The sequence below is a fragment of the Stenotrophomonas sp. 2YAF26 genome (assembly GCF_052114625.1).
In the GTDB taxonomy this organism is placed as follows: domain Bacteria; phylum Pseudomonadota; class Gammaproteobacteria; order Xanthomonadales; family Xanthomonadaceae; genus Stenotrophomonas; species Stenotrophomonas indicatrix.
Window position 1 is genome coordinate 26,332 of sequence record NZ_JBFRFC010000003.1, and the last position, 18,749, is coordinate 45,080.

Below are 18,749 nucleotides of genomic sequence, written 5' to 3' on the forward strand. Positions count from 1 at the left end.
CCCTTTTGCGCAGCAAAAGGGATCCGCCCCCATCGCCCTCAACCCTGCCCCGCCAGTGCGCGCAGGGTGATGCCGACCACATACGCCAGATAGGTACCGGTGGCATAGCCCATCGTGCCCAGCAGCACGCCTACCGGCGCCAACGCCGGATGGAACGCGGCGGCTACCACCGGTGCCGAAGCAGGGCCGCCGATGTTCGACTGCGAACCGATGGCGAAGTAGAAGAATGGCACCTTCAGCAGCTTGCCCAGGCACCACAGCAGCGCGATGTGCACGCTGATCCAGATGATGCCAAGCAGGAACAGCCACGGGCGGTCCAGCAGCGCCAGCAGATCCATCTGCATGCCGATGCAGGCAATCAGGAAATACAGCAGCAGAGAGCCCAGTCGTGAAGCGCCCGCACCTTCCAGGTTGCGAGCCCGAGTAAAGCTCAGGCCCAGGCCGAGCGTGGTCGACAGCACCACCACCCAGACGAACGGCGCATCCAGGCTGAACTGCGACGCCCAGCTGACATTGACCTTGAACCACGCCGCCAGCGGCGCTCCGATGGCATGGGCCAGGCCGACGCCACCGAAGGCCACGGCCACGATCAGCATCAGGTCGGTCAGGCTGGGAATCCGCTCGTGTTCGGCCTGAAAGCGGGTGATGCGCTCCTTCAGCTCGTCGATGGCGGAGGTATTGGCACCGCTGCGTGCATCGATCTTCGCCGCGCGCCCGGCCAGGAAGATCAACGCCGCCATCCACACGTAGCCAACACCCACATCGACCACCGCGAACTGGCCGAACGTGGTCGCGTTGACATCGAACACTTCGCGCATGGCCAGCATGTTGGCACCGCCGCCGATCCAGCTGCCGGCCAGTGCGGCCATGCCGGACCAGGTATCGCCGGCGACGGTGTCGGGATGGATGGCACGCATCACCAGGAACGCGACCACCGCACCCAGCATGATGCTGGCCGAGGCGCCCAGGTACATAAGCACCAGCTTTGGCCCCAGCCGCAGGATGCCCTTGATGTCGACCGCCAGGGTCAGCAGGATCAGCGCCGCCGGCAGCAGGATGTCACGCGCGACCGGGTTGTACAGCTTGGTGTTCTGCCCGTCGATCAGGCCGAACGTGTTGTAGATGCCCGGCAGCAGATAGCACAGCAGCAGCGCCGGCACGAAGGTATAGAAGCGCTTCCACAGGCCCTGCTCGCGCGAAGCGGTCCAGAACACGGCGCCAAGGGTGGCGGCGATCAGGCCGAAGACGACGATGTCGTTCTGGATCAGGGCAGTCGAGGGCATGCAGGCATCCTGGTAGTGCCGGCCGCTGGCCGGCAACCCCATGTAGGTAGGTCGCAACGTGCAGTTGCCGGCCAGCGGCCGGCACTACCGGAAAGCCGGGCGCCGCCACAAGGGCGGCGCCGGTATCGCTTACTCGCCGATGTGCTGCTTCAGCCAAGCGTTGACGGTGTCATGCCAGAGGATGCTGTTGTTCGGCTTCAGCACCCAGTGGTTCTCGTCCGGGAAGTACAGGAACTTCGACTCGATGCCCTGGCGCTGGGCCGCGGTGAAGGCAGCCAGGCCCTGCTCGACCGGAATGCGGAAATCCTGCTGGCCATGGATCACCAGGATCGGCTTCTTCCAGTCAGCCACGTGGTTGACCGGGTTGAACTTCTCGTAGTTCGCCGCCTTCTGGTACGGGGTACCGCCCTGCTCCCATTCGGTGAACCACAGTTCTTCGGTGGCATAGCCCATCATGCGCTGGTCGAACACGCCGTCATGATTGACCAGGCACTTGAACGGGCTGTTCCAGTTGCCGGCGATCCAGTTGACCATGAAGCCGCCGTAGCTGGCGCCCAGTGCGCAGGCCTTGTCACCGTTGAGGAAGTCGTACTTCTTCAGCGCCGCGCTCCAGCCCTTCTGCAGGTCTTCCAGCGGACGGTCGCCCCAGTGCTGGCTGATCGCATCGGTGAAGGCCTGGCCGTAACCGGTGGAGCCATGGAAGTCGATCATCACCACGGCGTAGCCCTGGCCGGCGTACGTCTGCGGGTTCCAGCGGTAGCTCCAGCCATTACCGAAGCTGCCCTGCGGGCCGCCATGGATCAGGAACGCGACCGGGTAGGACTTGCCTTCCTGGTAGTTGTGCGGCTTGACCACGTAACCGTGCACGGTGTCGTTGTTCCAGCCCTTGAACTCGAACTGCTCGTAGTCGCCGAAGGAAACATCCTTCAGCACCTCGCCAGCGGCCGGGGTCAGCGCCCGCAGCGCGCCGATCGGCTCGCCAGCGGCCGGCAGCAGGCCGACCAGCACCTGGTCGTTGCTCTTCAGGCTGTTGCGGGTGATCGCCACACTGGTGCCGGCCACGTCCACCGAGGTCACGCTGCCATCGCCGATCAGCTTGGTGGCCTTGCCGCTGGCCACGTCGATCTGGAACAGCGGGTGCTCGCCAAGGTCATCGGCGGTGGTGTAGATGCTGGCGCCGTCGGCGGACAGCGCAATGCCACCAGCCGAACGGTCCCACTGCGGAGCGATCTCGCGCGTCTTGCCGCTGGCCAAGTCCATCGCCATCAGGCCGAAGCGGTCCGCCTCGAAGCCTGGGCGCTTCATCGCGCGGTAGAACAGGGTCTTGCCGTCGGCGCTGAACACCGGGCCGGCATCCCAGGCCGGGTTGGACGCGGTCAGGTTGACCGGCGCCTGCTTGCCCGCAGCATCGAAGCGGTACAGGTCGAAGTTGGTCGACCACGGCTCCTGCTTGCCGGCCACGCGGATGCTGGCGACCACGCTGCTGCCATCCGGCGACCAGGCGAAATCGTCATTGCCACCGAACGGCTTGGACGGAGCGTCGCCGTCGATGGTCGCGCTCAGCGCCGAAGCGCCCTTGACCGCACCGGCCTTGGCTGCCGGCAACGGGGCGACGAACAGGGTGTTGCGGCGGCCGTCGTTCCAGGTATCCCAGTGGCGCACGAACAGCGAATCGAAGACCTTGCCGCTGGCCTTGGCGCCTTCCACGTCCTTGAGCTTCTTTTCGGTGCAGGCCAGGTCCGAGGCACAGGCCTGGAACACGCCGGCGCTGAACAGCACGCGGTCGTCCTGCGGCGACACGTGGTAGCTGTCCACGTCCACCGGGAAGTCGGTCAGCTGGCGCGGGGCGCCGCCGCTGATCGGCTGTGCGTACAGCTGCTGGCTGCCGTTCTTGGCGCTGAGGAAGTACACGGTCTGGCCATCGGCCGACAGCGAGGCGGAGTTGACGTTCCAGCCAGCCGGCGTGATCTGCTTCGGCGGTGCCGCGTCGCGGGTGCGCAGGTTGCGCGCGAACAGTGCGGTGCTGGCCTTGAGGTTGGCATCGGTGCTGCGCTTGGCGAACACCACGGTGCCGCCGTCGGCGGTCAATACCGGCGCGGAGACGCGGTCCATGGCCACCATGTCGCGGACTTCCAGGCCACGGGCAGCGGCGACGCTGGGCAGGGCAGCCAGCAGGCTCAGTGGCAGCAGGGCATGACGCAGTTTCATCGGGGTCTCCGCAGGACGGCAAAAAACCGATGGTAGGCCTGCGCGGCCGGGCCTGCCAAGGCCATCGGTCATGGCCGTGGCTGAGCTGCCGCCAGAAAAAGCAAACCGCGCCGTAGCGCGGTTTGCTTGGGACACCGGTAGTGCCGGCCGCTGGCCGGCAACCATGGGGCGTCACGGGTTCCAGGGTTGCCGGCCAGCGGCCGGCACTCCCCCATCACTTACGCCACGGCGCGCTTGCCGGTGCGGTAGATCAGCCAGCCGACCAGGAACAGCACGGCCAGGCCGATCCACTGCGCGGCCGGCAGATGGAACGGCACGGCCAGCACGTCGGCACGGCTGCTGACCACGATCGGCACGGCGATGGCGATACCCATCAGCGCCTCACCGGTGATCAGGCCGGCAGCGAACAGCACGCCCGGCTTGTGCACGCGGTCGCGACCCTCTTCGTCATCGGCGCGTACCTTGTGGAAGCGCTCGACCAGGTAGGAGATCAGGCCACCGAGGAAGATCGGCACCATCAGTTCCAGCGGCAGGTAGATGCCGATCGCCGCGGCCAGCACCGGCACGCGGAAACGCGAGTTGCGCGACTTCAGCCAGCTGTCGAACGCGATGATGGCGGCACCGACCACGGCACCGATGCCGATGAAGGTCCACGGCAGCTCGCCGCCGAACAGGCCCTTGGCCACCGAGGCCATCAGGTTGGCCTGCGGTGCGGCCAGCGCATTCGGATGCAGCTCCGACTTGACGCCGATGCCGTAGGCGGTAGCCAGCAGGTTCAGCACCGGGGCCATGATCAGCGCGCACGAGAACGCACCGATGCCCAGCATCAGCTGCTGCTTCCACGGAGTGGCACCGACGATGTAGCCGGCCTTGAGGTCCTGCAGGTTGTCACCGCCGACGGCGGCGGCACAGCACACCACCGCGCCGATCATGATCGCGGCCACCGCGCCCAGCGGCGCACCGAAGGCACCGACCGGCTGCAGGCCGTCCTTGCCCAGCAGCAGCACCAGCACCGCCGAAGCGAACAGGATGGTGGAGATGGTGATGCCCGAGACCGGGTTGTTGGACGACCCGATCAGGCCTGCCAGGTAGGCCGACACCGAAACGAACAGGAAGCCGGCGACGATCATGATGAGGGTCATCGGGATCGACACGTGCCACTGGCCGACGATGGCCTGGTACAGCGCCAGCAGCGGCAGGGTGAACACCACCAAGGCCACCAGCATCCACTTCATCGGCAGGTCGCGCTCGGTATGTGCCAGCACCGGGCCGCCACTCTTGCGGGCGGCGGCGAAGCCGCTCTTGACGCCGTTGAGCAGCGACTTGCGCAGCGAGATCAGGGTCCAGATGCCACCGATCAGCATCGCGCCGACACCCAGGTAACGCATCTTCGCGCCCCAGATGGCGAACGCCGCTTCGGTGGACGAGGCGGTGGCGATCGAGGCGGCCAGCGCCGGATCGGTGTTCATGAAGAACGCCTGGTAGATCGGAATGGCGATGTGCCAGGTCAGGATCGAGCCGGACACCACCACGATGCCGACGTTGAGGCCGACGATGTAGCCCACGCCCAGCAGCGCCGGCGACAGGTTGGTACCGATGAACGCGGTGATCTTGGAACTGCCGACGTAGGCCGAGGTAGCCCAGGCGTCGGGGATCAAGCGCATGCCGCTTTCCGCAGCCAGCTTGACGAACGCACCGATCACCGCCGACAGGCCAAGGATCTTCAGGCCCGGGCCGGGGTTTTCACCGGCCTTGAGCACTTCAGCCGCCGCCTTGCCTTCCGGGAACGGAAGCGGGTCCTCGACGATCATCGAACGGCGCAGCGGCACCGAGAACAGCACGCCCAGCAGGCCGCCGAGACCGGCGATGCCCAGCACCCACCAGTACTTGAAGTCCGGCCAGTAGCCCATGATCACCAGCGCGGGGATGGTGAAGATCACACCGGCGGCGATCGACGAACCGGCCGAAGCGCCGGTCTGCACGATGTTGTTCTCAAGGATCGAGCCGCCCCCCAGCAGGCGCAGCACGCCCATGGAAATGACCGCGGCGGGAATCGCGGTGGCGATGGTCAGGCCTGCGAACAGACCGAGATAGGCGTTTGCGGCCGACAGCACCACCGCCAGCACGATGGCCAGGACCACCGCGCGGAAAGTGAGCTGCTTGGGCGCAGCGTCATGGTTCATGAAAGCCCCTGCTGGCAAAAAATCCCTGTCACGCTAGCGTTCAGGGGGCAGCAAGTCCAGCGTGCCAAAGGATGGGGGTTGCAGCTGGAACAGGCACGGGCCCGCAGCGGCACCGCGAGCCAGCCGATGCGGCAAAGCCCAAGTGGGCACTCCGCAAACGCTATGTTATAACTTTCCGTTGACCTGTACCCGCCCACCGCATGTCCTCCTTCCCCTCCTCCCGGCTGGCCTCCATCGACCAGTTGCGCGGCACCGTGATGCTGCTGATGCTGCTAGACCACGTGCGCGAGACATTCTTCCTGCAGCATCAGGTCAGCGATCCGATGGACGCGGCGACCGTGTCCCCTGCCCTGTTCGCCTGCCGCCTGCTGGCCCACCTGTGCGCGCCGGTGTTCGTGCTGCTGACCGGCCTGTCGGCCTGGCTGTACGGCCAGCGCCATGCCGATCCGCGCCGTGCCATTGCGGCTTTCCTGCTCAAGCGCGGCCTGTTCCTGGTGGTGCTGGAACTGACCCTGGTCAACTTCGCCTGGACCTTCCAGTTCCCGCCGGAGACGGTGTACCTGCAGGTGATCTGGGCGATCGGCCTGAGCATGATCGCGCTGGCCGGCCTGCTGTGGCTGCCGCGGCCGGTGCTGGCGGTGCTGGCGGTAGCGCTGGTGGTTGGCCACAACCTGTTGGATGGCATGCGCGTGCAGGGCGACGGCGCGGTGGCGGTGCTGTGGAAAGTGCTGCACCAGCGTGACTGGATCGAGGCTGGGCGGTTGAGCCTGCGTACCTCCTACCCGGTGCTGCCGTGGATCGGGGTGATCGCGCTGGGCTACCTGATGGCACCGTGGTTCGCCGCCGGCAGCGATCCCGAACAGCGGCGGCAGCGGTTGCTGTGGGCCGGGCTGGGCGCACTGGCCGCCTTCGCCCTGCTGCGCTTCGCCAACGACTATGGCGATGCACCCTGGCAGTACCAGACCAGCACGCTGCGCACGTGGATGAGCGTGTTCAACATCACCAAGTACCCGCCGTCGCTGCAGTTCCTGCTGCTGACACTGGGCGTGGGCCTGCTGCTGTTGCGGCTGTATGAGTGGCCGCCGCTGGCGCGCGCGCTGCGGCCGCTGGCCGATATCGGTGCAGCGCCGATGTTCTTCTACCTGCTGCACCTGTACGTGCTGAAGCTGCTGTACCTGGCCGCGCTGAAGACCTGGGGCCCGACCCACGGTTGCCTGTATGCACTGGACTCGGTGGCCGGCCTGCTGCTGGTGGCCTGCGCGCTGGCGGTGGTGCTGTACCCACCGACGCGGGCATTCGCGCGGTTCAAGGCACGGCGACGCGACCTGGCCTGGTTGCGGTACCTGTAGACCATGCACCGGGGCGGCCATCCACGCATGGCGTGGATCTACTGAAAGCGGGCGCGGGCCTATAATTCCGCGATGAATTCCACTGCTATCGCTTCCGACGACTTCCTGGGCCATCCCAAGGGCGTCTACGTCTGCTTCTTCACCGAAATGTGGGAGCGCTTCTCCTTCTACGGCATGAAGGCGCTGCTGTTGCTGTACCTCACCAAGTACCACCTGTTCGGTGACAAGGCCGGGCTGGACCTGCTCGGTGCCTATGGCGGCCTGGTGTACTGCATCCCGGTATTCGGCGGCATGCTCGCCGACCGCTGGCTGGGCATGCGCCGCGCGGTGCTGTTCGGCGGCATCCTGCTGGTGCTCGGCCACCTCGGCATGGCCTTCGAGGGCCACGCCGCATACCGGGTCAATGGCGAAGTAGTGCGCGACACCTCGGCATTGGCAGTGACCTATCTGTCGCTGGCGCTGATCATCATGGGCGTCGGCTTCCTCAAGCCGAACATCTCCACCATCGTCGGCAAGCTCTATCCGCAGGACGATCCGCGCCGCGATTCGGGCTTCTCGCTGTTCTATGCCGGCATCAACCTGGGTGCCCTGTTCTCCTCGCTGGTGTGCGGTTTCCTCGGCGAGGTCTACGGCTGGAAGTACGGTTTCGGTGCGGCCGGCATCGGCATGATTGCCGGCCTGGCGATGTTCCTGTGGGGCCAGAAATACCTGCAGGGCCATGCCGAACCGCCGCAGCCGGCCACGCTGAAGCAGAAGGTGCTGGGCCTGCCGCGCGAATGGCTGATCTACCTGTGCGCGGTGATCGGCGTGCTGCCGGTGGCCTGGCTGATGTGGGCGGCCGGCAACGGTGCCTTCGCGCTTGGTGGTGAAATCAGCCTGGCGCTGATGCTGATGCTGGTGGTGCTCGGCGGCGTGCTGGTCTGGTTCGCCTGGTTCACTGGCAGCAAGTGCACGCCGGTGCAGCGCCAGCAGATGATCGCGCTGATGGTGCTGATCTTCATGGCACTGGTGTTCTTCACGATGTACGAGCAGTCGTATGGCTCGTGGGTGACCTTCACCGACCGCCTGCTGACCAAGGACATCGTACCGGCGCTGGTGATCCGCGAAGGCTCGCCGCTGCCGTGGTCGATCCTCTCGCTGCTGCTGGCACCGCTGGGCTTCGTGGTCAGCGCGCGCCTGTCCGAGCGACGTCCCGGCTCGTCCGCACCGCGTACGTTCTTCATCGCCATCGTCGCGCTGATGCTGGTGCTGCTGGTGCGCGACTGTCTGGTGATTCCGCAGACCGCCGGTTCGCTGACCTACCTCGGCGGCCTGTTCCTGGTGCTGCTGGCGCCGGCCTTCGCCGCGTTGTGGACCTGGATGGACCGTCGCGGCTGGGAGCCGGGCAAGCCGGTGAAGTCGGCCTGGGGCCTGGTGATCGGTGCGTTGTCGTTCGTACCGCTGGCGCTGGCCGCGCAGCACGTTGGTACGACCGGCGAGATGGCCAGCGTGTGGTGGCTGGTGCTGGCCTACTTCCTGCTGGCCAGCGGCGAGATGTGCCTGTCGCCGGTCGGCCTGTCGGCGGTCACCCAGCTGGCGGTGCCCCGGGTGATGAGCCTGATGATGGGCACCTGGTTCCTGGCGACCGCCTTCTCCGAAACGCTGGCCGCGCTGTTCGGCAAGCTGGCGGCGATCGACGTACCTGAAGGCGAAACGCTGGACATGGCCGCTGCGGCCGGTGCCTATGCGCACCTGTTCTGGCTGCTGATGTGGATCGGCCTGGGCTGCGCTTTGCTGGCCTTCATCGCCGCACCGCTGTTGAAGCGGATGATGCATGGAGTGAAGTAACGCCCATTGGCAGCTCACTGCGGCGGCAACCATGATGGTTGCCGCCGCGCGTGTTTCAGGGCGCCTTGCCCTTGTCGGAAGACGTCGCGGCCGCTGCGGTACCGCCCCCCAGGCTGCGTGACAGGAAGGCAAGCAATCGGCTGTAGTAGTCGCGCTGGTTGGCCTCGGCATACAAACCATGCCCCTCCCGCGGGTAATACAGCGCTTCCACCGGCACGCCGGCCTGTTTCAACGCCGCTTCCATGCGTTCGGTGTGCTGTACCGGCGCACGCAGGTCTTCGCGACCAGCGGCCAGCAGCACCGGCACCTTGATACTCGCCGCCAGATTCACCGGCGACACTGCCGCCAGGGTGGCCGGATCACCCAGCCACTCCTGTAGATAGGTCACGCCGGAGGCGCGATCCTGGATGTCGCCCCGTTTGAACATCAACGGCAGGTCGTACACCCCGACGTAGCCGGCCGCGCAGCGGTACAGCCCCGGCTCGCGCACAGCGCCCATCATGGCCGAGTACGCACCGTAGCTGGCACCGTAGATGCAGATGCGTGCGCTGTCGGCGATGCCTTGGCTGATCGCCCAGCGGGTGGCGTCGGTCACATCGTCCTGCATCGCGCGGCCCCATTGCCGGGCAGCGGCCTGGGTATGTGCACGGCCGTAGTTGCCCGAGCCGCGGAAGTTGACCTGCAGCACCGCGTAGCCGGCGTCGGCCAGCAACTGGTTCTCGCGCTCGAAACCACCATCATCGAACACGCCGATCGGGCCACCATGCGGGACCACCACCATCGGCAGGTTGTGGCCATCACTGCCCCTGGGCAGGGGCAGGAAGCCATGCAGCGGCAGGCCGTCCCGCGCAGCCAGGGTGATCGGGCGAACGCTGGCACCGCCATCGCGATCAAACCAGCGATGGCGGCTGGTGAGGAACGCGGCGTTGCGGGTGGCCGTGGTGTACAGGAAATAGTCGCCGGGATTGGTTGCCGAGCTCACTTTCACCAGCAGACGTGTGTTGTCGCGGGTGCCGGAGACCAGGCTCACCGCCTGCCCTGGAAACGCCTTTTCAAGCTTGCGCTGGATGCCGGCGGTCGGCGACTGCTCATCGAAGAAGGCCGTGCGCGTGGCAGCGCCGACGAACTGGATGCCCACCGGCACGCGCGTGCCAGGCTGGTAGACCACATGGGTAGGGTCAACGGTATCGTCCTGCAGCAGCGTACGCCGCTCTCCGCTGACCGGGTCCCAGCTGACCACCGCGTCCGGGCCGCGGGCCTGCTCCACCACCAGGTAAGCCAGGCGGTTGTCGGCAGAGAAGCCGATCGGGCGTTCGATGCGGCGGCTGTTGCCTTCGTCGTTGACCAGCGTCCAATGATCGCGACCTTCGCGGTAGTAGAGCTTGTTGACGTTGTCGGCGGCGGCACCATGGGCGAAGCGCAGTTCCCCTTGATTGTCGGTGGTGAACGTCGCGCGCTGCACCGGTGAACGCGATACCGGGATGCGACGCCCGGTGATCACGTCCATCCGTTCCAGACGCGTATTGGTGTCGTTGGCAAATGGCCACAGCGAGATCAACACGTTGCGCTCGTCGGCAGGCAGCGGATCGGCAAGGAAGGCGGCGACCGGCTCGACCACGCGCCCGGTCACGAAGCCGGGCTCATCCGGGCGGGCGCGATAGCCGACCAGAAGATCACCGCGTTTGCCATTGGCGTCGATGGCATACAGTTCGCCCGTCGGCCGCGGTTGGTCCAACGGCCCCCATTTTTCGGCCAGACCGATGAGCAGGCGGCTGTCACTCACCCAGTCGACCTCGGCGGCATGATTGTTGCGTGGCGGCCGGAAATTGCCGACCAGCTCCATCGTGTCGGTACGCAGCACCGCCACGGCGGTCGCGCCCTCCAGCGGCAAGGTCATGGCAATGTATTCGCCGGTGGGCGAGAGCTGGATGTCATTGAACTCCGCACGACGCACATAGCCGTCCAGCGAAACTTCCGCAGCCTCCACCCCAGCGGCGCCGCAGATGGCCATCAATGCGGCCAGCACCTTTGCATGCTTCATCACTTCCTCCTTGAAGCCGGGCATCCCCTGCCCGGCATCGGGTCCGCTGGCTGCGGCTGGATTTCCTTACGGCGCCTTGTCAGCACCTGCGGTGGCGCTGGCGCTGGCGGTGTTGCCGCCCAGACTGCGTGACAGGAAGGCGAGCAGCCTGCTGTAGTACTCGCGCTGGTGCTCGGGCCGGTAGAAGCCATGGCCTTCGGTGCGGTAATACAGGCTTTCCACCGGCGAGCCGGCCGCCTTCAGTGCGGCCTCCATGCGCTCGGTGTGTTTGATCGGCGCGCGACGGTCTTCGCCTCCGGCGGCCAGGAATACAGGCACCTTCAGTTGCGCGGCCAGATTCACCGGCGAACGGGTACCCAGCGTCTTCGGATCACCCACCCAATCGCGCTGCCAAAGCATGGCCGAATCGCTCAACTGCGCCTCCCCAGTGAACATCAGCGGCAGGTCATACACGCCGACATAGCCGGCCGCGCACTGGTACAGCCCCGGCTCGCGTACCGGCCCCATCATCGCCGCGTACGCACCGTAACTGGCGCCATAGATGCAGATGCGCTTGCTGTCGGCGATGCCCTCGGCGATGGCCCAGCGCGTGGCGTCGGTCACATCGTCCTGCATAGCCGCGCCCCACTGCTTCGCACCCGCCTGGGCGAAGGCGCGCCCATAATTGGACGAACCACGGAAGTTGACCTGCAGCACCGCATACCCTGCGGCTGCCAGCATCTGCGGCTCGCTGGTGTAGCTGCCTTCATCGAACACGCCGAAGGGGCCGCCGTGCGGCAACACGACCATTGGCAGATTGCGACCATCACTGCCCTGCGGCAATGTCAGGAATCCATGCAGCGACACGCCGTCGCGGGCCTTCAATGCAAACGGGCGAACCGTGGCGGCCAGTTTCGGGTCGATCCATTCGCTGCGGCTGAGCAGATGCTCTGCCGCCTTCGCGCGGGTGTCGAACAGGTAGAAATCCCCGGGGTTGCTGCCCGACCACGTCTGCACCACCACCTTGCCGCCATCGCGGGTACTGGAGGTGATGAGCACCGGGCCGCCGAACGCCGCCTCAAGGCTGCGGTACTGACGGGCATCGGCCCCCTTCTCATCGAAGAACCGGGTGCGCGGTGCATCGCCGACATACAGCGCGCCCACCGGCACGCGGGTGCCCGGGCGGAAGATGATCGCGTAAGGATCGACCACGCCATCGCGCAGCACCTCGCGCCGTTCGCCGGTCTGCGGGTTCCAGCTGAGGATGGCATCGGGCCCGGTGGGCTGCTCGACCTGCAGATAGGCCAGTGCACCATCTTCGGAGAAGCCGATGGCCCCTTCCACCCGGTGGCTCAGCGATTCGTCATTGACCAGTGACCACTGCGCATTGGTCCCAGCGCGGTAGTAGAGCTTGTTGACGTTGTCCGAGGTAGCGCCGTGAGCAAAGCGCACTTCGCCCTGATGATCGGTGGTGAAGCTGGCGCGCTGCACCGGCGAGCCGGAAACGCGCACGCGGCGCCCGCTGACCACATCCAGCCGCTCCACGCGGGTATAGGGATCATCGGCAAAGGGCCACACCGCGATCAGTACATTGCGGTCATCGCCGGGCAGCTCGTCGGTGAGGAAAGCCGCGACGTCCTCCACCTTCTTCGGCTGGATGCGCGTGCCCAGCCCACGGCCCTGCACGCGGTAGCCGACCAGCAGTTCGCCGCCCTTGCCATCGACATTGACGCCGTAGAGTTCACCGGTCGGTTGCGGGGTATCCAGCGCGCCAAGCTTCTCGGCCAGGCCGACCAGCAGGCGGTCATTGCTCACCCATTCAAAGGTGTTTGCGTGGTTCTTGTCCTGTGGCCGGAACACACCCGCGGGTTTGCGGTCGGACGTGCGCAGGATGATCAGCGCGGTGGAATCGTCCAGCGGTACGGTGCCGGCGACGTATTCGCCGCCCGGCGAGAGTTTGACGTCCGAGAACGACTCCGGCTTCAGGTACTTCTCCAGGTCCACCCCGCCAGTACCCGCCGACGTCCCGCCCACCACCGCGCACAGCAGCGCGGCAAATACAGTCCTGCGCATCCTTCCCCCTCCCTGCCGGACACCCTGTCCAGATTTGCCGATTCTAGGCAGGCCGACGATGGCTGCGCCAGTGACGAGCGCGCCATCGCCAGACTCAGGGCGCCTTCTCCGCATCACCGGTGGCCTGCGTTTGTGCGGTGGCTCCCCCCAGGCTGCGCGACAGGAACGCCAGCAGGCGTCCGTAGTACTCGCTGCGATGCGCCTGGGTGTAGAAGCCGTGGCCTTCGGTGCGGAAGTACAGGGCTTCCACCGGGGTACCAGCCCGTTCCAGCGCGGCCTGCAGCCGCTTGCTGTGCAGGATGGGCGCACGCGCATCCTCACCACCAGCGGCCAGGAATACCGGCACCCTGATGCGATCCGCCAACGCAACCGGCGACACCTCACCCAGCGAGGCCGGATCGCCCAGCCACTGCTGCAGATAGGCCACGCCGAAACGGCTGTCGCCCACATCGCCACGGGTGTACATCAACGGCAGGTCATAGACGCCCACGTAGCCTGCCGCGCACTGGTACAGCCCCGGCTCGCGCACCGGCCCCATCATCGCCGCGTAGGCGCCATAGCTGGCACCGTAGATGCAGATGCGTTTGCTGTCGGCGATGCCCTCGGCGATGGCCCAGCGCGTTGCATCGGTCACGTCATCCTGCATGGCACGACCCCATTGCCGCACAGCCGCACGCATGTGGGCACGGCCGAAGTTGCCGGATCCGCGGAAATTCACCTGCAGCACGGCATAGCCGGCTGCTGCCAGCAACTGCGTCTCGTGCGCGAAACGGCCGTCGTCGAACTCGCCGATGGGGCCCCCATGCGGCAGCACCACCATCGGCAGGTCGCGGCCTGTACTGCCGTGCGGCACGGTCAGGAACCCATGCAGGTCCAGTCCATCGCGTGCCTTCACTCTGATGGACCGCACCGATGCGGTCGTAGCCGGATCGATCCATTCGCTGCGCGCCAGCAGGAAGCGCGCCTGTCTGCGGTCGACGTCATAAAGGTAGAACTCGCCCGGATTGGCGCCTGACCAGGTTTCCAGAAGCAGCTTTCGTCCATCACGGGTGCTGGAGGTGATGAACACCGCCCGCCTGGGAAATGCCGCCTCCAGGCTGCGGTACTGCTGCGCTTCGGCCGATGCTTCATCGAAGAAGCGGGTGCGCGGGGTATCGCCCAGGAACAGTGCGCCGACCGGCACCCTGCTGCCTGGACTGCGGATCACCCGTGCCGGATCGACCACATCGTCGCGCAGAACAACCCTGCGTTCCTGCGTGATCGGGTTCCAGCTGACGATGGCATCAGGCCCACTGGCCTGCTCGCTCTGCAGGTAGGCCAGCTGGCCATCGGCGGAAAAACCGAGTGCCGCCTCGATGCGGCCACTGGCCGTTTCATCATTCACCAGCGCCCATTCGCCACCGTTGCGGTGGTAGAGACGGCTGCCGTTGTCGCTGCCGGTGCCACGCACGAAACGCACGTCACCCTTGGGGTCGATCGTGTAGGAAGACGCCGGCACCGGCGCACGGGCCAGGATGCGCTGTTTGCCCGTAGCGAGATCGAGCCGGGCTGCATAGCCATTGGCGTCCAGGCGCGACCCACCCATTGCAATGACCACCTGGCCATCGTCGCCCGGCAGGGCGTCACTGAGGAACGCCGCTGCCTCGCTGTGGTACCTGGGCCGCAGGCGCAGTCCCAGGCTGCGGTAGCCGACCAGCACGTCCGTACGCCCGGTACGCGCGTCGAGCGCCAGCAGTTCGCCGGTGGCCCAGGGCGCATCACGGGTGCCGAACTTCTGGGCCAAGCCGAACATCACCTGATCGTTGTTGACCCAGTGCATGTCGAAGACATGGGAATTGCGTGGCGGCCGCAGGCTACCCACCGGCGTGTTGTCGTCCGTACGCAGGATGATCAACGCGGTGAAGCCATCACCGGGCACGGTCGCGGCCAGGTAGTCGCCGCTGGGCGACAGGATCACATCCTCGAACTTGTCCGGTCGCACGTAAGCGTCCAGATCAACCGCAGCAGCGGTCCCCCACGACATCCCTGCCACGATGATGGCGGCCAACCCATACCTGCGCATGCTTCCCCCCTTGCGCCTGGACGCCTTGTCCCGGCTGGCCGATTCTAGGCAGGCCAGCGGCCGCCCCGCCAGTGGGCACAAAAAACAACGGCACCGTTGCCGGTGCCGTTGTTACCACTACCTTGGAGAGAGAGTCAGGACGTGGGTTCGGGGGGCGTGCGCCGGCTCAATGGACCCCGCGCACGGCCAGAGTGAGGGCGAGGATGCTGAGGATCACCGCAATGGTGCCGTCCAGCACGCGCCAGGTGCTGGGCTTGGTGAACAGCGGTGCCAGCAGGCGCGCGCCCAGGCCCTGCGCGGTCAGCCACAGGCAGCTGGCAGTGACCACGCCGGCCGCGAAGGCCATGCGTGCATTGCCGAAGTTCTCGGCGATCGAGCCGATCACCATCATGTCCAGCCAGAAGTGCGGGTTGATCAGCGAGAAGCCGACCGCGGCCAGCAGCACCGAGCGACGGCTGCCGTCATCGCTGTCGGCCTCGCCCATGCCGCCGCCACCGGCGATCGCACGGCGCGCCGACTTCATCGCATACCAGGCCAGGAAGGCCACGCCGGTCCAGAGGACGGCGGTGGTCAGCCACGGCAGCGCCGTGGTGAGCGTACGCAGGCCGGCCACGCTGGCGAAGATGAAGATCGCATCGATGGCCGCACATGTGGCGACCACCGGCACGATGTGCTTGCGCAGGATGCCCTGGCGCAGGATGAAGGCGCTCTGGGCGCCGACCACGGCAAACAGGCCGACGCCGGTAGCCGCACCACTGAACCAGGCACCGAGGCCGGTGCTGGCGGAGATGACCGAGAACATGGGATTCACTACCTTGTCTTGCTTGGGGGGAGCGGTGCCTCGCGAAGGCGGACAGCACCGGAACGGGCGCCATTGTCGCGCCGCAACATAGAAAAGACGAGCTAAACTTACTAAACCAACATTAGCGGAGCTTAATTGCCATGCGCATCGACCATGCCCAGCTGCGGGCCCTGGCTGCGGTGATCCGCGAAGGCAGCTTCGACCGTGCCGCGCAGTCGCTCAACGTCACCCCCTCGGCCATCTCGCAGCGGGTCAAGGCGCTGGAAGACCGCATCGGCCGCCTGCTGGTCAAACGGGGCACCCCGGCAACCGCTACCGCAGAGGGCCAGCTGCTGGTGCAGCTGGCCGAGCAGACCGCCCTGCTGGAGCACGATGCCCTGCACCGCATGGGCTTGGCCGACGAGGACCTGCCACAGGCGAGCATCCCGGTGGCGGTCAACCACGACAGCCTGGAGACCTGGTTCCCGCAGGCCGCGCAGCAGTTCGCGCAGAGCACCGGCACCACCTTGGACCTGCGGGTGGAAGACCAGGATCACACGGTCGAGCTGCTGCGCCAGGGCACCGTGCTGGGTGCGGTGACCACCCTGGACGAGCCGGTGCAGGGCTGCCAGATCCACGCACTGGGCAGCATCCGCTACGCCGCGACCTGCACGCCGGAGTTCCGCGAGCGCCACTTCGCCAAGGGCGTGACCGCACAGGCGCTGGCGCAGGCTCCGGTGCTGGTGTTCAACCGCAAGGACGACATGCAGTCGCGCTTTGCCCGGCGCATGGCCGGCGCCGACCTGCCCAGCACGGCCCCCACCTGGTGGATTCCCTCCACCCGCGCCTTCGTCCAAGCCAATCTCGGCGGGCTCGGCTGGACGATGAACCCGTTGCCGCTGGTGAAGCGCCATCTGGATGCAGGACGGCTGGTCTACGTGCGGCAGCGCGCGTGGGAAGACGTGCCGCTGTACTGGCAGCACTGGAAGGGCGACGTGCAGACCATGGCCCTGCTGACCCGGGCGGTGCTGGACGCCGCCTCGGCGCTGGTGCAGCGCAGGCGCTGAGCGGACGCGCATTGGTGGATGCCGACTTTGGTCGGCTTCGAACCTACTGCTCACGAATACGGGAACAGGGCGATCCCGACATTCAATTGCGTCATTGCCAGCCGACAGTTGCAGAGGTCCCGCGTAGGCTTGAGGGTTCATTGATTGCGAGCCAAACCGAATGGAGCTTCCTGACGACATCTACGAGCAGGTCACTGAGCTCTCCGAGCAGGGAAACACCTGCATGGATGCCGATGATCACGCTGGCGCAATGCGCTGCTGGCTGCAGGCCTTGGACAAGTTGCCTGCCCCTGCCAACGATTGGGAAGCCTACACGTGGCTCTGCGCCTCGCTTGGCGACGCGAGTTTTATGTCAGGACATTTTCCCGAAGCCCTACAGTACTTCGTGGATGCGCTGAATGGTCCGGACGGTCATGCGAACCCCTTCATCCTGTATCGGGTTGGCCAATGTCATGAACTTCAAGGACAACGGGATCAGGCGCTGGAGTACCTGCTCAGGGCTTATGCATTGGATGGCGAGGACATATTCGACGCTGACGATGAAGGCGGGAAGTACCTTGCCTTGCTGCATCAGCACGGCCTCACTTCGCCTTGATACCACCAAGACAGCCAAGCTTTGGGAATGCAGCCCTTGGTAGTCAGGACTCGTTGAGTCTCAGCCATGGAGAGGTCGGGCTGGAAACGACTTGATCCCCTCCGTCCCCTTTTCATGCAAGGATCGGCGCAACCGACGATGGGGCTGGCCGATGGAAACCGAACCGGTATTCCTGCATATCCGCGTGGTGATGGGGATCATCCTCGGCCTGTCCATCACCACCCTGCTGAAGGGGTTGGCGCAGATCATCGAGCACCCCCAGCGGCGCGGCTGTTCGGCGCTGCACCTGTGCTGGGTGATGTGGACGCTGGTGTCGCTGGTCACCTTCTGGTGGTGGGAATTCCGCCTCGTCGAAGTGCACCGCTGGACATTTGAAACCTATCTGTTCGTGATCACCTACAGCGCGACCTGGTTCCTGTTGTGCGCGCTGCTGTTTCCCGACGACCTGCGCGACTACGGCAGTTACGGCCACTACCTGATGCAGCGGCGGCGCTGGATCTTCGGGGTGATCGCGATATTGACGCTTCTGGACCTTGTGGACACCGCGATCAAGGGAGGAAGCCGCTGGCGGCTGCTGGGGGATGCGTACCCATTGCACACGGCGCTGATGCTCATCGTTGCCGCGTTGGGATGGCATCTGCGCAGCGCGCGCATGCAGTTGGTACTGGCCGCATCGACGCTGGCCTATCAACTGGGCTACTTCGCGGCGGAATACTTCACCATCGGCAGTGATTGAAGACCGCCACCGTCTCCATCCAATCTCCATCCTGGTCGTCCACACTCATCTGGTTCCGTTCGACCACAGGTTTCCCAGATGACGATCCACTACCGCGATGCCCTCCCCGATGATGCCGCTGCCTGCATCGACCTTCGCGGGCGCACCCGCGAAAACGCCTTCAGCGCCGCGCAGCTGGCCGAACTGGGCATCACCGAAGAGAGCTGGGCCGCCGGCATCTCCGATGGCGATTCGATTGGCCGCGTCGCCTGGGAGGGCGAGCGGATGGCCGGCTACTGCTTTGCCGACCGCGAAAGCGGCGAGGTGCTGGTGCTGGCCCTGCTGCCGGAATTCGAGAACCGCGGCATCGGCCGGCAGCTGCTGCAGGAGGTGGTCAGCCTGACCCGCGATTCAGGCCACACCCGCCTGTTCCTGGCCTGCTCGGCGGACCCGCATTCGCGTTCTCATGGCTTCTATCGGCATCTGGGCTGGAAGGCGACCGGCGAGGTCGACGAGGCCGGTGACGAGATTCTTGAGCTGCCTTGACGCGCGGCGCCGGGAACAGCCGCCGGGCATCGCCCGGCGC

Annotated in this window: 13 protein-coding genes; 6 read left to right on the forward strand and 7 right to left on the reverse strand. The window is 66.1% G+C overall.

Annotation, left to right across the window (positions count from 1 at the left end):
* Positions 1-38: 38 nt before the first annotated feature.
* From AB4Y98_RS04140 to AB4Y98_RS04150, 3 genes are all read right to left on the reverse strand, one after another.
* A complete protein-coding gene (locus tag AB4Y98_RS04140; protein WP_442243830.1) occupies positions 39-1,283 on the reverse strand; it encodes a DUF819 family protein in 1,245 nt (414 codons plus the stop codon).
* A 129-nt stretch (positions 1,284-1,412) separates the two neighbouring features.
* On the reverse strand, positions 1,413-3,491 hold the full coding sequence (locus AB4Y98_RS04145; RefSeq protein ID WP_312109214.1) for a S9 family peptidase: 2,079 nt from the start codon (positions 3,489-3,491) through the stop codon (positions 1,413-1,415).
* A 218-nt stretch (positions 3,492-3,709) separates the two neighbouring features.
* Positions 3,710-5,674 (reverse strand): OPT family oligopeptide transporter, encoded by a 1,965-nt coding sequence (locus tag AB4Y98_RS04150; RefSeq protein ID WP_089239520.1) that lies wholly within the window; start codon positions 5,672-5,674, stop codon positions 3,710-3,712.
* A gap of 200 nt (positions 5,675-5,874) precedes the next feature.
* On the opposite strand from AB4Y98_RS04150, the gene AB4Y98_RS04155 reads away from it, so the two are divergent.
* Positions 5,875-7,023, forward strand: coding sequence for a DUF1624 domain-containing protein (locus AB4Y98_RS04155; protein WP_442243831.1), 1,149 nt, complete (start codon positions 5,875-5,877; stop codon positions 7,021-7,023).
* A 72-nt stretch (positions 7,024-7,095) separates the two neighbouring features.
* The gene (locus AB4Y98_RS04160) at positions 7,096-8,850 is read left to right on the forward strand and encodes a peptide MFS transporter (protein WP_394196139.1); all 1,755 of its coding nucleotides are present in this window, start codon (positions 7,096-7,098) and stop codon (positions 8,848-8,850) included.
* A 55-nt stretch (positions 8,851-8,905) separates the two neighbouring features.
* Here AB4Y98_RS04160 and AB4Y98_RS04165 read toward each other — a convergent pair whose 3' ends face one another.
* From AB4Y98_RS04165 to AB4Y98_RS04180, 4 genes are all read right to left on the reverse strand, one after another.
* Positions 8,906-10,891: an alpha/beta hydrolase family protein gene (locus tag AB4Y98_RS04165; RefSeq protein ID WP_442243832.1), complete on the reverse strand. Its 1,986-nt coding sequence runs from the start codon at positions 10,889-10,891 to the stop codon at positions 8,906-8,908.
* 66 nt (positions 10,892-10,957) lie between these two features.
* A complete protein-coding gene (locus AB4Y98_RS04170; RefSeq protein ID WP_442243833.1) occupies positions 10,958-12,943 on the reverse strand; it encodes an alpha/beta hydrolase family protein in 1,986 nt (661 codons plus the stop codon).
* A gap of 94 nt (positions 12,944-13,037) precedes the next feature.
* Positions 13,038-15,005, reverse strand: coding sequence for an alpha/beta hydrolase family protein (locus AB4Y98_RS04175; RefSeq protein WP_442243834.1), 1,968 nt, complete (start codon positions 15,003-15,005; stop codon positions 13,038-13,040).
* A 166-nt stretch (positions 15,006-15,171) separates the two neighbouring features.
* Positions 15,172-15,807, reverse strand: coding sequence for a LysE/ArgO family amino acid transporter (locus AB4Y98_RS04180; RefSeq protein WP_165376533.1), 636 nt, complete (start codon positions 15,805-15,807; stop codon positions 15,172-15,174).
* A gap of 140 nt (positions 15,808-15,947) precedes the next feature.
* Here AB4Y98_RS04180 and AB4Y98_RS04185 point away from each other — a divergent pair, with 140 nt between their 5' ends.
* The 4 genes from AB4Y98_RS04185 to AB4Y98_RS04200 all read left to right on the forward strand — a co-directional run bounded on the left by AB4Y98_RS04185 (position 15,948) and on the right by AB4Y98_RS04200 (position 18,709).
* Positions 15,948-16,853, forward strand: a complete 906-nt coding sequence (locus AB4Y98_RS04185; RefSeq protein WP_089239508.1) for a LysR family transcriptional regulator ArgP — start codon at positions 15,948-15,950, stop codon at positions 16,851-16,853.
* Between the two features lie 160 nt (positions 16,854-17,013).
* Positions 17,014-17,448, forward strand: a complete 435-nt coding sequence (locus tag AB4Y98_RS04190; RefSeq protein WP_442243835.1) for a tetratricopeptide repeat protein — start codon at positions 17,014-17,016, stop codon at positions 17,446-17,448.
* A 151-nt stretch (positions 17,449-17,599) separates the two neighbouring features.
* Positions 17,600-18,184 (forward strand): hypothetical protein, encoded by a 585-nt coding sequence (locus AB4Y98_RS04195; protein WP_442243836.1) that lies wholly within the window; start codon positions 17,600-17,602, stop codon positions 18,182-18,184.
* 78 nt (positions 18,185-18,262) lie between these two features.
* Positions 18,263-18,709, forward strand: coding sequence for a GNAT family N-acetyltransferase (locus AB4Y98_RS04200; RefSeq protein ID WP_442243837.1), 447 nt, complete (start codon positions 18,263-18,265; stop codon positions 18,707-18,709).
* Positions 18,710-18,749 lie beyond the last annotated feature (40 nt).